At 41.1% G+C, this 14,630-nt stretch carries 17 protein-coding genes; 15 read left to right on the forward strand and 2 right to left on the reverse strand.

Annotated elements, in window-relative coordinates:
* Positions 1 to 53 precede the first annotated feature (53 nt).
* The 15 genes from speE (at position 54) to ACWM35_RS19945 (ending at position 13,113) form a co-directional block, all read left to right on the forward strand.
* Complete coding sequence (speE, locus tag ACWM35_RS19875) at positions 54 to 881, forward strand: spermidine synthase (protein ID WP_454820619.1); 828 nt, start codon at positions 54 to 56, stop codon at positions 879 to 881.
* A 382-nt stretch (positions 882 to 1,263) separates the two neighbouring features.
* Positions 1,264 to 2,136, forward strand: coding sequence for an agmatinase (speB, locus tag ACWM35_RS19880; RefSeq protein WP_454820620.1), 873 nt, complete (start codon positions 1,264 to 1,266; stop codon positions 2,134 to 2,136).
* A gap of 168 nt (positions 2,137 to 2,304) precedes the next feature.
* Entirely contained in the window at positions 2,305 to 2,733 is a 429-nt protein-coding gene (locus tag ACWM35_RS19885) for a DUF1934 domain-containing protein (protein WP_454820621.1), read from the forward strand.
* Positions 2,720 to 4,390 (forward strand): arginine--tRNA ligase, encoded by a 1,671-nt coding sequence (argS, locus tag ACWM35_RS19890; RefSeq protein WP_454820622.1) that lies wholly within the window; start codon positions 2,720 to 2,722, stop codon positions 4,388 to 4,390. Before ACWM35_RS19885 ends, argS begins: the two co-directional genes overlap by 14 nt.
* 192 nt (positions 4,391 to 4,582) lie before the next feature.
* Entirely contained in the window at positions 4,583 to 4,762 is a 180-nt protein-coding gene (locus ACWM35_RS19895) for an H-type small acid-soluble spore protein (protein WP_454820623.1), read from the forward strand.
* A gap of 280 nt (positions 4,763 to 5,042) precedes the next feature.
* Positions 5,043 to 6,881, forward strand: coding sequence for a BglG family transcription antiterminator (locus ACWM35_RS19900; protein WP_454820624.1), 1,839 nt, complete (start codon positions 5,043 to 5,045; stop codon positions 6,879 to 6,881).
* A gap of 14 nt (positions 6,882 to 6,895) precedes the next feature.
* A complete protein-coding gene (locus ACWM35_RS19905) occupies positions 6,896 to 8,020 on the forward strand; it encodes an amidohydrolase/deacetylase family metallohydrolase (RefSeq protein ID WP_454820625.1) in 1,125 nt (374 codons plus the stop codon).
* Positions 8,017 to 8,349: a PRD domain-containing protein gene (locus ACWM35_RS19910; protein WP_454820626.1), complete on the forward strand. Its 333-nt coding sequence runs from the start codon at positions 8,017 to 8,019 to the stop codon at positions 8,347 to 8,349. Before ACWM35_RS19905 ends, ACWM35_RS19910 begins: the two co-directional genes overlap by 4 nt.
* 19 nt (positions 8,350 to 8,368) lie before the next feature.
* The gene (locus ACWM35_RS19915) at positions 8,369 to 8,728 is read left to right on the forward strand and encodes a glycine-rich SFCGS family protein (protein ID WP_454820627.1); all 360 of its coding nucleotides are present in this window, start codon (positions 8,369 to 8,371) and stop codon (positions 8,726 to 8,728) included.
* 6 nt (positions 8,729 to 8,734) lie between these two features.
* Positions 8,735 to 9,082 carry a DUF4312 family protein gene (locus ACWM35_RS19920; protein ID WP_454820628.1) on the forward strand — a complete coding sequence of 116 codons (348 nt, stop codon included), beginning with the start codon at positions 8,735 to 8,737 and terminating at the stop codon, positions 9,080 to 9,082.
* Between the two features lie 12 nt (positions 9,083 to 9,094).
* Entirely contained in the window at positions 9,095 to 9,880 is a 786-nt protein-coding gene (locus ACWM35_RS19925) for a DUF4311 domain-containing protein (RefSeq protein WP_454820629.1), read from the forward strand.
* A 3-nt stretch (positions 9,881 to 9,883) separates the two neighbouring features.
* Positions 9,884 to 10,558 (forward strand): DUF4310 family protein, encoded by a 675-nt coding sequence (locus tag ACWM35_RS19930; RefSeq protein WP_454820630.1) that lies wholly within the window; start codon positions 9,884 to 9,886, stop codon positions 10,556 to 10,558.
* Positions 10,559 to 10,568: 10 nt separating this feature from the next.
* Positions 10,569 to 11,672 carry a DgaE family pyridoxal phosphate-dependent ammonia lyase gene (locus tag ACWM35_RS19935; RefSeq protein ID WP_454820631.1) on the forward strand — a complete coding sequence of 368 codons (1,104 nt, stop codon included), beginning with the start codon at positions 10,569 to 10,571 and terminating at the stop codon, positions 11,670 to 11,672.
* A gap of 5 nt (positions 11,673 to 11,677) precedes the next feature.
* On the forward strand, positions 11,678 to 12,397 hold the full coding sequence (locus ACWM35_RS19940; RefSeq protein WP_454820632.1) for a KDGP aldolase: 720 nt from the start codon (positions 11,678 to 11,680) through the stop codon (positions 12,395 to 12,397).
* Positions 12,398 to 12,501: 104 nt separating this feature from the next.
* Entirely contained in the window at positions 12,502 to 13,113 is a 612-nt protein-coding gene (locus ACWM35_RS19945) for an HAD family hydrolase (RefSeq protein WP_454820633.1), read from the forward strand.
* Positions 13,114 to 13,172: 59 nt separating this feature from the next.
* On the opposite strand, the gene ACWM35_RS19950 is transcribed toward ACWM35_RS19945, so the two are convergent.
* Positions 13,173 to 13,301, reverse strand: coding sequence for a DUF4023 family protein (locus tag ACWM35_RS19950; RefSeq protein ID WP_454820634.1), 129 nt, complete (start codon positions 13,299 to 13,301; stop codon positions 13,173 to 13,175).
* Between the two features lie 61 nt (positions 13,302 to 13,362).
* The gene (cls, locus tag ACWM35_RS19955; protein ID WP_454820635.1) at positions 13,363 to 14,556 is read right to left on the reverse strand and encodes a cardiolipin synthase; all 1,194 of its coding nucleotides are present in this window, start codon (positions 14,554 to 14,556) and stop codon (positions 13,363 to 13,365) included.
* Positions 14,557 to 14,630: the final 74 nt, after the last annotated feature.

A 14,630-nucleotide genomic window follows, 5' to 3' on the forward strand; every position in this document is an offset into this window, starting at 1 on the left:
GTAGTCTAAAAATAATTAGGTTGTCTAATATACAATTTGGAAGGAAGATGGAAATGGGACTTTGGTTTACAGAAAAACAAACCGAAAACTTTGGCATCACGATGAAAATAAATAAAACCTTACATACAGAACAAACGGAATTTCAAAAGCTTGATATGGTGGAAACAGAAGAATGGGGTAACATGCTTTTATTAGATGGCATGGTCATGACTTCTGTGAAGGATGAGTTTGTATACCACGAAATGGTGGCACATATTCCATTGTTTACTCACCCAAACCCTGAGAATGTTCTTGTTGTTGGCGGCGGCGACGGCGGTGTGATCCGCGAAGTGTTAAAGCACCCAAGCGTGAAAAAAGCTACACTAGTTGATATTGATGGAAAAGTAATCGAGTATTCTAAGAAGTTTTTGCCGGAAATCGCTGGTATGCTTGATGATCCACGTGTGGATGTTCAAGTTGACGACGGCTTTATGCATATTGCCAACAGTGAAAATGAATATGACGTTATTATGGTCGATTCTACTGAGCCTGTTGGTCCAGCTGTTAACTTATTTACAAAAGGATTCTATGCAGGTATTTCTAAGGCGTTGAAGGAAGACGGTATTTTCGTTGCACAGTCTGACAACCCATGGTTCAAGGCAGATTTAATTCGCAACGTCCAACGCGACGTGCGTGAAATCTTCCCAATCACGAATCTTTATATCGCAAACATCCCAACCTACCCAAGCGGAATGTGGGCATTCACCATCGGATCAAAGAAATACAATCCATTAGAAGTAAGCAAAGACCGCTTCCACGAAATCGAAACCAAATACTACACAAAAGAACTACACAAAGCAGCGTTTGTTCTGCCTAAATTTGTTGGGGATTTAGTGAAGTAAGCGCGGTGCCTGTCACCGCTCGTGGACAGTTGTGGGTCTGGAGTGACCGAAAAAGGTAAAAAAGCGAGTTTCCGGTCACAGCAGAGGGTCTGGAGTGACCAAAAAAGGTAAAAAAGCGAGTTTTCGGTCACAGCAGAGAGTCTGGAGTGACCGAAAAACATAAAAATGATGTTTCTGGGTCACGTAGAGGGGTTTTACGTGACAGAAAATGCAAGAGAAAAGCGAAAGAGGTCACGTAGAGGAGTTCTACGTGACCAAAAGTGCGTGAAATAAGCGAATCGGTCACATAGACAGGGTCTACGTGACCAAACTAATGAAAAAGGCGACCCGTTGGGTCACATAGAACTGATTGAGGATACATACAGAGAAATGAGGGATTTAGATGCGTTTTGATGAGGCTTATTCTGGGAATGTGTTTATTAAGAGTCATGCGAATTTTGAAGAGAGCCAGGTTGTGCTTTATGGAATGCCGATGGATTGGACGGTCAGCTACCGCCCAGGTTCACGCTTTGGTCCTGCCCGCATCCGTGAGGTGTCAATCGGACTGGAAGAATACAGTGCGTACTTAGACCGTGAATTAGAAGATGTAAAATACTATGATGCAGGCGATATTCCGCTTCCATTCGGGAACGCGCAAAAGAGCTTGGATATTATTGAAGACTTCGTTGATCAAGTGCTTGCTGCGGGCAAGTTTCCGTTTGGGATGGGCGGAGAACACTTAGTTTCTTGGCCGGTGATGAAGGCGGTTTATAAAAAATACCCGGACTTAGCGATTATTCATATGGATGCTCATACGGATCTCCGCGAGGAATATGAGGGTGAGCCGCTATCTCACTCAACACCAATCCGCAAAATAGCCGAACACATTGGTCCGAAAAATGTTTACTCTTTCGGTATTCGCTCCGGGATGAAGGAAGAATTCCAATGGGCGAAAGAAAATGGCATGCATATTTCAAAATTTGAAGTGCATCAGCCATTAAAGGAAATTCTACCAGAACTCGCTGGGCGTCCGGTTTATGTTACGATTGATATCGATGTCTTGGATCCGGCCCACGCGCCAGGTACTGGAACGGTTGATTGCGGCGGTATCACTTCACGAGAACTGCTTGCCTCAATTCATGAAATTGCCCGTTCAGGGGTTAATGTCGTCGGCTGTGACCTTGTTGAAGTAGCGCCAATTTACGACTCATCTGAACAAACCGCTAACACGGCGAGCAAATTGATTCGTGAAATGATGCTCGGCTGGGTAAAATAAAGCATACTGCTGCCTGTCCCATAAAGGGGCAGGCTTCTTTTGAATTGTAGCACTAGAATGGTTATAATAGAGATTATGTTTAGAAAAGCACACGCCCTCGTCAACGGCGGATGGCCTGGAGCGAATTTCATACATTGTTAACTTTTATAAAAAGGGTGTGCTAGTAGATTGTCAATCCCTGAGATACCAGTAAAAATTAATGTAAAAACGACGATTGATGGACAAGAGACTTTTGAACTGCATGTTTTTGGTCGATACTCTCAAAAAGGAAATGCAGATTTTCTTCAATATGAAGAGGTTATGGAAGAGGGGAATGTCCGAACGATTGTCAAAATGGCAGCGGCAGAAGCGCTGATTTTACGTGGCGGTGCGGTTAAAATGCGCTTGCCCTTTGAAATGAATCGAAAACTGAACGGCAGCTATGAAATGCCATTTGGACAGTTTGCGATCGTGACAAAAGCAAATAAAATAGACTATTCCTATGAAAAAGGTAAAGGACGTTTTGAGATTATTTACGATTTTTCAATGGAAGGTTCACCACAAGGTACATATCATTTAGAAATTGCGTTTCAGGAGGAAAACAATGAACATAGTTGAACAGGTTCAAGCGAAATTAAAGGATGAGATTCGTGCGGCTGTCATCAAGGCAAGCCTTGCGACAGAAGAACAGATCCCCGATGTAATTTTGGAAATTCCAAAGGAAAAAGCACACGGAGATTATTCAACCAACATGGCGATGCAGCTGGCGCGCGTCGCGAAAAAAGCACCGCGGATGATTGCCGAGGCGTTAATTGAAAACTTTGATCGCTCAAAAGCTTCAATTGAAAAAATTGAATTAGCAGGCCCGGGGTTTATTAATTTTTATATGAATAATTCCTACCTTACTGATTTGATTCCTACGGTTCTTGAAGCCGGGGAAAAATATGGAGAAACGACGGTTGGCGGCAAGCAAAAGATTCAGGTGGAGTTCGTTTCCGCCAATCCAACGGGTGACCTGCACCTTGGTCATGCCCGCGGTGCGGCAGTCGGCGATTCCTTAAGCAATATTTTAGCCAAAGCTGGCTATGAAGTTTCCCGCGAGTACTATATTAATGACGCCGGAAATCAGATTAATAACTTGGCATTGTCTGTGGAGGCTCGATATTTCCAAGCACTAGGTCACGACAAACCAATGCCAGAAGACGGTTACCATGGTGCGGATATCATCGGGATTGGAAAGAAGCTTGCCGAAGAGTATGGCGATAAGTTTGTGAATACCGACGAGCAGGAACGGTTTGAATTTTTCCGTGAGTACGGCTTGAAATATGAAATGGCTAAATTGCAAAAAGATCTTGAGGATTTCCGTGTTGGCTTTGATGTCTGGTATTCAGAAACATCCCTTTATAAAAATGGCAAAATTGATACGGCTTTAGAGGCACTGCGGAAATCAGGCTATATTTATGAGCAGGACGGGGCAACTTGGCTTCGTTCCACCGATCTCGGTGATGATAAAGACCGGGTGTTAATTAAGCAGGACGGCTCCTATACGTATTTGACACCGGATATTGCCTACCATAAAGATAAGCTGGAGCGTGGTTTTGAAAAGCTGATTAATATTTGGGGCGCCGATCACCATGGTTATATCCCACGGATGAAAGCAGCGATCCAAGCGCTTGGTTATGACCGCGAGGCGCTCGAGGTTGAAATCATTCAGCTCGTCCATCTTTATAAAAACGGCGAAAAGATGAAGATGAGTAAGCGTACCGGAAAAGCTGTTACGATGCGGGATTTGGTTGATGAGGTTGGCCTCGATGCGACTCGTTATTTCTTCGCGATGCGAAGCTCGGACACGCATATGGACTTTGACCTTGATTTAGCGGTGTCACAATCGAACGAAAACCCAGTGTACTACGCTCAATATGCCCATGCTCGGATTTGCAGTATCATCCGCTCAGGCGAAGAGCAAGGCTATGCTGTTGATACGAAGGCAGATTTCAGCCTAATAGCATCAGAAAAAGAAATCGAATTATTGAAGAAGCTTGGCGAATTCCCACAAGCTGTCGGGGAAGCGGCGCTAAAACGTGTACCGCACCGGATTACCAATTATATTTTTGAATTGGCATCCACCTTCCACAGCTTCTATAATGCGGAAAAGGTGCTCGACAGCGAGCAGCCAGAACGGACGAAGGCACGACTTGCGTTGGTGAAAGCAGTCCAAATCTCATTGCGCAATGCCCTTGCTTTGATTGGCGTCTCAGCACCGGAAAGAATGTAATGACAGGCTCCCTTTCGGGGGCTTTTTTCGTGTTTCGCGGAATAAATATCGAGTTGCGCGGAATTCATTCGGGTTCCCGCGGGAATTTAATGAAAACCCGCGGAATTCGATTCTAACTTTTTCCAAAGAATATGAATAGCTCCTTGATTTTGGTAAATATTAAAAAAGTAATTTAACCAAGGAGTGGACTGAATGAATGTAGGAAGGGCAAAGGAAATTGCGGAGTCTGCGGAAATGATTCATGTGACTTATGAAGGGACTCCTGTGATTATTCAGCATGTGGATGAAGCAACAAAGATGGCGCGGATTTATTCGAAAACCGACCCAGAAAATGAGCGCGATGTGCCTGTTCTGAATTTAATTGAGGAATAAGATAATTTCCCAAAAATTAAAGTAGAGAAACTAAACACATAGTTTTTTTAATCCAGTTCTTAAAGGAATTGGATTTTTTTTATTCCGTAAATACCGATACTTAAAGGCTTCTTAACCTAAGAACTCTTTTTTTGCGATAATATATCTATGTAGAAGTATGAAAAATGCAAAAATTTCACCATCTTAGGGGAAAGCATTTGTTCTTTAAGGGGCAATTTTAGTTACATATAATAAAGTTGTAAACGATTTCAAGCGCAACTACAAGTGGAGCGGTGAGTTTATGTTAACAGGAAGAGAGCTTAAAATTGCTATTAATCTATTGGAGGAAAGAAAGCCAATAAAAATTAAGGATTTATCTCTGAAATTTGGGGTAAGCACGAGAACGATTAAGTATGACCTTGACAATGTTAGAGACTGGTTAAAGGACCAAGAAATTGAGGTTCATTCACAGCCTAATAAAGGGATATGGATAACTTGCGAAGAGGTAAAGCGAAACAAAGCTTTAGAAGAAATCCTTGGAAATGAAAGAAGGAACCAAAACCCGGATCAGAACTTCCGGATAAAAAGGATCCTAGTCACAATGCTCCTTCAAAATGATTATATAACAGCTACAGATTTAGCTGAAGGTCTTCAGGTCAGCCGGAACACCATACTAAATGATATGAACTTAGTAGGTGAATATATTGCACCCTGGATGCTTCAATTGGAAAGGGCGAGACGTGTCGGTTATAAACTGAACGGTGAAGAGCTCCATCTTCGATTATTGCTAGAGCACTTCATCTATTCAGATCTGACAAATTATGAAATTTATCAAATTATGACTCGGATTTCAAATCATGAAAGGGAATCTGGGCAAGAGCCATTGATGGATGGACCATTACTATCCGTTTATAAGGCAGCAGAAAAGCAGTTAAGTGATTTATACGAGCCAGCAGTTACAAAACTTTTACACCAATCGGATTTAATCACGCTGCTGATTCGTATCACAGTATCTGTAACTCGTCTGAACATGGGGCAGGCATTGAAAGGCTATCGAGTGCTAAAAAAGAGCCAATACCAGGACGATGTCTCGAAATTTATTCTTTCATTCATGGAAAAAGTATATGCCGAACTAGAATTGCCATTACTTGAAAACGAGTTCCTGTATCTTTCTGGTGAAATTGACAAAGGTTTTAAAGGAATGGATCTTATCCAAGCAACAAATAAGATTATCGAGACGGTGAGTGAAAGAGAAGGGATTGACTATAAAAGGGATCCAAAATTATTTAGTAATTTATATGCCCACCTTTCCCTTCGTTTGCAAAGAGGAATGTTTAATATTGCAGAAAATAATCCCTTTGCAGAGGAAATAAAGCGAAACCATCCTGAATTATTTGAAAGTATTTTAGAAGCGTGTCAGATACATCTAGGGATGTCTGTAAAGGCTAGCCAGGATGCCTTTGCCTCTTTAATTGCCTTGCACTTCTTAACATCGTTTGAAAATACATTCAGTAAAAGGAAAAAGGTTCGTGCCTTATACGTATGCTCGACAGGCAGGGGAGTAGCGCGGCTAATCAAGAACAGAGTGGAAAAAGAGATTCATGATATCGATTTAGTGGCCTATTGCTCCATTATGGAGGTTGAGAAGGTGTGCGGAAAAGAGAAGGTAGATCTTATCATTAGCGTTTTTCCGATTCAATCTGATATACCTGTCATTCTTGTTGACGCCATTCCTACTAAACGAGATATTGAAGCCATTCGGGAAAAGGTTACCGAGTTCATCAAAATGCATCCGCATCAGCCTTCACATTTACTATTTGAGGAGAACGGCTTAATTAATGAGGAAAGTGAAAATGTGAGTCAGGAAATTATTTTAAAAGGATTTGAAGTTCTGCATGAAATACTGTCTGATTTTAAGGATGACATCGAGGAAACTCGGATGCAGGCACTACAGCTTCATATATTTTTAATGGTTCACAGATGCTATTTTGATAAGCAGTACGATGACTTCCTGTATACTAACCACCCAATAACCGAGAAGAACAAGCGGGATTTACGGACAATCAAAGAAATTCTTGAAGAAAAAGAACTAAATGTTCATAAATCAGAGCTCCTCGCATTATTACAATACTTTAAATAACCGGAAGTGAGAAAATGAACAACTATATCATCATAGAAAATGGTTTGGTGATCAATCCCGAAAAAGAAGGGATCGAAAGAAAAGACATTGGAATCATCAACGGTAAATTTGCAGAGGTTGAAGAAGTAATTAGTAAGAGTGATAAAATTCACCGAATCGATGCGGCAGGTAGTTATGTTGCACCTGGATTTATTGATCTTCATGTCCATGTTTTTAAAGAGGTTACAAGCCTAGGAATAGAGGCAGACCTTGTTGGGGTCAATCAAGGGGTGACAACGATTGTCGATGCTGGAAGTTCTGGGTATGACAACTATGGAGTGTTTAAGGAAACAGTTGCTAACCAAAGTAAGACTGAAGTGTTGTCTTTCCTAAATATTTCACGTAAGGGTTTAGGGGCTGGTTTATCTGAACTTGCGAACCCAGCAGACTTAATGACCTTAGAAGAAGCTGCCGAAATTTTTGAGCGTGAGCCAACTATCGTTGGTCTCAAAGCAAGAATGAGTGGCTCTGTGGTCAAAGAACAAGGGATCGCCCCGCTAAAACATGCCAGGATGCTAGCTGATTCTCTTAATGTACCAATTATGATTCATATTGGTAACCCACCTCCCTATTTAAATGAAGTTTTCCCATTACTGAAAAAGGGTGATATTGTTACGCATGCCTTTCATGGTAAAAAACATGGGATTTTAAGAGAAGATAACAATTTACTTCCTGAAGTACTTGAAGCACTAGAACGCGGCGTACTCTTTGATGTAGGCCATGGTACATCTAGTTTTAGTTATGAAACGATAAAAAGATATAAGAAAAATTATTCCTATCCCTTCTCAATAAGCACGGATATCTATATAAACAACTATCAGAATCCTGTTGGCAGCTTGATGATGACGATGTCTAAACTACTAGAGTTAGATTTTACCCTTGAAGATGTAGTCAAGTCGGTCACGATTAGAGCTGCACAAGCCATTGGTCAAACGGAGCTGGGGACGTTCCGAAATGGCACTCGTGCAGACCTGACAATTTTTACAATAAGCGAAGAACCGTCTACCTTGATAGATTCTGAAGGAATCGTGTTAACAGGGAGAAGATTACTTGATCCAAAAATGACTTTGAGGGAAGGAAAGGTAGTGTTCAGCAAATGAGCTTACTAGAATTAGAAACATTGATACAAAAAAGTGGTGATGCAGAGAAATGCTCAAGCCTTCTCCAATTTACTGAGGATTTGTTAAAGAAGTCAGAAATTAAGATGAATGACGCCCAATGTTTGTCACTTGTATCACACCTTTCAGCAATGGTATACCGCTCGATCAATAAAGAACCAATCAATCCAATTGATAAGGAAATGTTTAACGAAGTATCATCTGAGTCTATTAACTTAGCTGAAATGGTAAGCAGCAAACTGCCGGATTTACATGAAGATGAAAAGTATTTACTATCTATACACTTTGAATCTGCGAAAATGAATTCATAATTATGAGGAGGAAATAAAAATGAGTCAAATTGTTGTTGTAATTGGAGATCGTTTAGGAAAAGGACAGAATGTTGCGAAGGGTGTAGAAGCTGCTGGCGGGAAAGCAATCGTCGTTAAAGGCATGGGGGCCGATATGAGACTTGGAGATGTTATGAAAGAGGAAAATGCGGATATTGGCATCTCTTTCTGCGGCAGCGGCGGGGCAGGAGCGATCACAGCTCAATCGAAATACGGGTATCCATGTCATTATGGGATGCGCTCGATCGATGAAGGGATTACCGCTCTTCGTGAAGGTAAACGAGTACTTGGGTTTGGATTTATGGATGTTGAGGAATTAGGAAAGCGAATTACCGAAGAATACGCCAAAATCAGAGGATGATAAGGTATGAAAAAAACGTTTGAAACAAAAGTTCAAATTGAAGGTATCGGAAATTCAAAGGAATTGGCGATTAACAGTGCTTTAGGGATGATTCAAAAAAAAGTAATGAAGGAGCATAAGGGTTTGATTCTTAGAATTGAACCCATTGACCTCCAAGTGCTTGAGGCAAGGGAAACATCTTACACAGAACGATTTTTCCTTTTCTTCTTTCCAAGAAAAAGAAGTAAATTCAAAGTTAAATTAGAAGTTAATGTCAATATCTTTTTGATCGATGTAGATGAGATCAAATTTGAAAAAGTGAATGAGCCAGATAACGTGAAAACAATGATACTGGGGCATTCAGTCAATAAATAGGGTGGTGAGTATATGGAAATTATTGAAGTAATATTGAAATCTATTGTTATTGGGGCACTCGTAGGATTCGGCGTTGGAGCCGGAGCAGCCCGAATGTTTCATGCCCCTAAAGTACAGGGAATGGGTGCTTTCCGTACCCTTGGTGAATTGAATGCCTGCGCTGGGGATGCTGCTTCTCACTTTTCATTCGGTCTCGGTTTCTTCTTTAATGCTTGGGCATCCTCCGTTGGTGCTGGGGCATTTACCCAGGATGTTGACCACCGGATTATCCCAAACTGGGCCGCAGCCGTTTTAATGCGTAAGGGCAAACGCCCTGAAGATACACTTCATAATCCGAAAAAGATGGCGATTGCGGGAGCTATTATCGGAGTACTTGTTGTAACTTTCTTAAATTCAACGGCTTCAGCCATCCCGGAATCTTTACAAGCCATTGCGATTAAGGTATTAGTGCCTGCAGCAAACCTTTTAATCAACCCTGTCATGCCTGTTATATTCTGGTTAGCGGCCTTAGATGCAGGAAAGCGGTCAGGAGTTTGGGGAACTATTTTTGGCGGTGCTGCACATCTAATCATGGGAAATGCTGTACCAGGGGTTGTACTTGGGATATTGATTGGTAAAGGTGTAGATGACGGTGGATGGTCAAAAGTAACTAAGACATTGCTGACTGCAGTTATTCTATTGTTTGTACTTAGTGCGTTCTTCCGTGGTTTTGATATTAACATGATCAGAGGATTTAATATGGAAGCACCGAACTGGTTGATTGATCTCCACAAAATGATTGGACTAGAGGTGAAGTAAAGTATGAGTAACCAAGCAGAAGTAATGAACGATAAATTATATAACAAAAACTTTTGGTTTGCAGATTGGTCTTTTCCAATTTTTGTAGCATTATTATCAGCTGGGATTTTTGCTGGAACACATATGTATTATGAATATCATATTGGTGCCTTTAACGATGTGGCGATTGTAGCGATGCTTGAGGCTGGCCTACAGGGTGCAGGATACGGAGCAGCAGCAGCATTCGGAGCAAGTTTCTTGTTTGCTCGGATCCTGGAAGGTTCTCTTGTAGGGATTCTTGATATTGGTGGTTCTCTTCAAACAGGAATAGGTATTGGTGTACCTGCGCTGCTTCTAGGCGCAGGAATTACGGCGCCAATTGAATCCTTTTTCCTCTCCTTATTAACCGGTGGATTATTAGGAATTATTATCGGCTATGTCATTATTGGAATTCGTAAATTTACTGTTGGACAGTCTAATTCAACTTTTGGTGCAGATATTATGATGGGGGCAGGAAATGCTTCAGGGCGTTTCTTAGGACCTCTGATTGTGATCTCAGCCTGCAGTGCTTCGATTCCAATCGGATTGGGTTCTGTCATTGGTGCGGCAATATTTTATGCATGGAAGAAACCTGTAGCAGGCGGTGCCATTCTCGGGGCAATGCTATTTGGAGCATTTTTCCCAATTTCAATTAATTGAGGTGTTTTAAGTGGGGATTTTTAAAGAAATGGGCTTGCGTGAAATCATTAATGCAAGTGGAAAAATGACAGCTCTTGGTGCATCTGCTGTTAGTGATGAAATTGCTCAATCTCTAAAGGAAGCATCCCAAGATTATGTGGATATTGATGAACTCATGGAATATACGGGTAAGGTGATTGCTGAAAGCACAGGTGCTGAAGATGGCTGCCCTACTTGCGGTGCAGCTGCGGGAATTGCGATTTCAACGGCAGCTGTTATTGCAGGAAAAAATCTATCCTTAATTGAGAGAATTCCAGATACGGAAGGCCTGCGAAATGAGATTATTATCCAAAAGGGACATCTTGTTCATTTTGGAGCGAGTATTGGACAAATGATCAAAATTGGCGGCGGAAAAGTAGTTGAAGTTGGCCAAGCAAACAAGGTTGAGAAGGATCATATTGAACAGGCTGTAAATGAAAAAACAGCGGCAATCCTTTATATCAAGTCCCATCATGCCGTACAAAAGGGCATGCAATCGATTGAAGCGATGATGGAGGTTGCCAATCGCCATGGTATTCCATTTATCATTGACGCTGCAGCAGAAGAGGATTTTAAGAAATATATAAAAATGGGTGCTGATATTGTCATCTATAGTGGTGGGAAAGCACTTGAGGGACCAACTTCAGGATTTATATGTGGAAAGCAAGAATTCATGGAAGCCTGCCGCAAACAGTATAAAGGCGTTGGCCGTCCAATGAAGGTTGGGAAAGAAGGAATGGCTGGACTTGTTACAGCGCTAAAACAATATCCTTTCAAAACTAGTAATGCCGAGCAGCAAATCGACCGCATGACGAATTTATGCGAAAAGCTTAAAGTCATTGACGGGCTAACTTGTTCGATTAAACAAGATGAAGCCGGAAGAGAAATATATCGAGCACAAATCCAGGTAGATCCAGAAAAGACAGGATTTACAGCAGAAGAGCTTCTTCATCTGCTTGAATCTGGAGATCCAGCCATCTATTTACGCCATCATTATGTGAATGTCGGTATTTTATCTGTTGATCCCCGCCCATTACTTACCGGACAAGAAGAGATTATTGCAAATAAATTCATTGAAATCATCACTAGGGGGTAAACAAATTGAATTTGCAGCATAAAGTAATTTTTAATGTACTAGCAAAGGATTTAGAAAATGCCAAGGAACTTGTTGAAGCAGCAGGTGATAAGGTTTTAGTTGGAGTGATGACGAAAGATTTCCCAACGGAGGAAGCGGCTGTTCAACAGGTTCTCGCATTTAAGGAAAATGGTGTACAGGTATCTGTTGGATTAGGCGCAGCTGATCCAGCTATGTGGAAAAAAGTAGCCGATGTTTCGGTTAAAACAAAGCCAGATCATATTAATCAAATTTTTCCTGCCGCAGGATATACACTTGGCCGTATGGAACAGCTTGGTGAGCAGCCAGTGGTAAACGGCGTTATTGAACCATCAGGTACGCCTGGTGAGGTATACATCTCAACAGGTCCTGTGAGTTCTTCAAACCGTGAGAAAGTATCATGTGAAATGGCAGCGAATATGCTAGCTGAGATCGGGGTTCATTCTGTTAAGTTTTATCCAATTCAAGGTGAAGAGCGCCTTGATGAAGTGGCGGCAATGGTAAAAGCTGCCGCAAATGCTGGCTTAAAAATCTTTGAACCGACAGGCGGAATCGGTGTTGAAAATGTGTATAACATTGTAAAAACATGTTTAGAGAACGGAGCAGAAACGGTAATCCCACATCTTTATACTTCCTTAATCAATAAGGAAACAGGTAAGACGGAGGTTTCTAAGATTCAACAGTTATTAGAAATGAACTGGGAATAGAATAAACCGAATAGGGGGCTGACACAAGAATTTTTCTTGTTGCAGCCTTTTTTTAGTTAAGGAGGGGAAAAGGACGGTGGAAAATCTCGGAGTAATTTTTCGATATGGATGGTGTCATTATTGATAGTGAACCAGTTTATCAAGCTTTAAATAGAAAAATTTTCAAACAACTGGGAATTGAGGTTGATAAGCAATTCCAGCTAGAATATGTTGGGGTTACTAAATGGAGGAAGTGGCAACTGCTAAAAGATCAGTACCAGCTCCACCAGTCTATAGATGAATTAATTGCCCTGCAGGAAGAGGTGTTCTCCCAGGAATACTGGGATTATAAAAGCTTGCTACTTCCAGAAGTGACGCCACTATTATTAAAATTAGTTACCTTAAATATTCCCATTGCACTAGCCACATCCTCAGTGAGAAAGAAAGTGGATCAGGTTCTTAAACAATGTGGTTTGCAGGACTATTTTTCGGTTATTGTGACAGGGGATGAGGTTGTCAGGGGTAAACCGGATCCGGAGATTTTTCTAACTGCGGCTAAGAAACTAAAACTCCCACCTGAAAAATGTATCGTTATTGAGGATTCGTATAACGGAATCCTAGCGGCAAAAAAGGCAAAAATGTATGGAATAGGAGTTAAGCATCCAGCTATTAATGTCAATCTATCGATTGCGGATAAAGTCATTCATTCCCTTAAGGAGATTGAAATAGTGAGATAGACAAGAAAAGAACCGAATGGCTCTCGTCTGAGAACACTTTTCGGTTCTTTTATATCTGTTTAAACCCCTTGTGAGTGCTGCTTATTTGGCAACTTACTTTCTGGGTCATTGTTTCCCTTTCTTTGGTTCTTTTCCTGCTTCTTTTGGTTCTCATTTAATTTCTGCACGAATTGGCTCGTACTTTCCATCGTAAATCCCTCCTTAATTGCACCTCGTAGTTACTTTAACCATCCGTAAATGTCATCATCCTTATAAAAAAAAGGAAATGGCACCAGCAAAAAGTTCTTTAAACGAACGGAAAAGATTCGGCTTATTTAGATCTTCCAGTCTTAATGGTTTGGAATCGAGGATATCCTTTTGCAATACTTCCTTAAAGCGGGCCACAAAGGCAGGATCGAAAAAGTAGCAGTTGATTTCTTTATTTAAAAAAAAGCTTCGCTGGTCGAAATTGGCGGTGCCAATATCGCAGATTTTTTCATCAATGACGATTGATTTTGCATGGTAAAAACCGTTTCTATATTGATAAACGGCAGCTCCAAGTTTTAGAAGACGACGCAAATAGCGAAAGGAAGCCTCTTGGACGAGAACGTGGTCCGTTATATAAGGAACAACGATCGTTAGTTTTACCCCGCGCTTAACCGCTAGCACTAATTCACGAATAATTTTTTTGCTTGGAATAAAGTAAGGCGTACCAATCATCAGCGACTTTTCTGTTTTTTTTATCAAATCCCGGTACTGTTCTTCGAGCTGTCCAGCCTCCGTTGCAACGAATTGATGGGGGACTTTTCCTGGTAGATGCTCGAATATATAGTTTGACTGATCGATCCCTATCTCGCTTGAGTATTCCTGCCAATCAATGAAAAATTCCTTTTGTAAATAAGGCACGCTCTCCCCGGTAATTTTTAAATGGTAATCGCGCCATGGGCTTAGCTTTGGATCCTCATCGATATATTCTTTACCAATATTAAAGCCGCCGAGATACCCGATTTTGCCATCAATAATCGATATCTTCCGGTGGTTTCTCACCTGTGAAGAATAGAAAAAAAACGGAGACTTGACCCGATTACTAAAGGCGAATTTTACTCCAGCCGCCTTCAAGGCTTGAATATCTGCCTTTTTTATCTTATGACTGCCAATTCGATCGACCAGAAGTCTAACCTCAATGCCCTCGAAGGCCTTCGATTTTAAGATCGAAAAAAACTCCTGACTAAAGGCGTCGTCTTTAACGATATAAAATAAAATATGAATATGATGGCTGGCCTTATTTAATTCAGAAAAATAATCAGTAAACAGCTCTTTTCCATGTGGGAAAAAATCAAAGTTACTATGGAGGATCGGTGATTCTCTTTTACGAGAAAGCAAAGCATGCTTCTTTTTTCCCAAAGAAAAATCGATGGCTAGCCAGACAATAATGATTAATAGTAATCCAATCACGAATTTCATAAGGAATCTTTCCTCCAGTCCTATCTGTTAGCTTAGCCAAACTAGCGCTTTAGTATGAATTTCAGAAAAAGTCA

This window comes from Neobacillus sp. K501 (assembly GCF_053749995.1).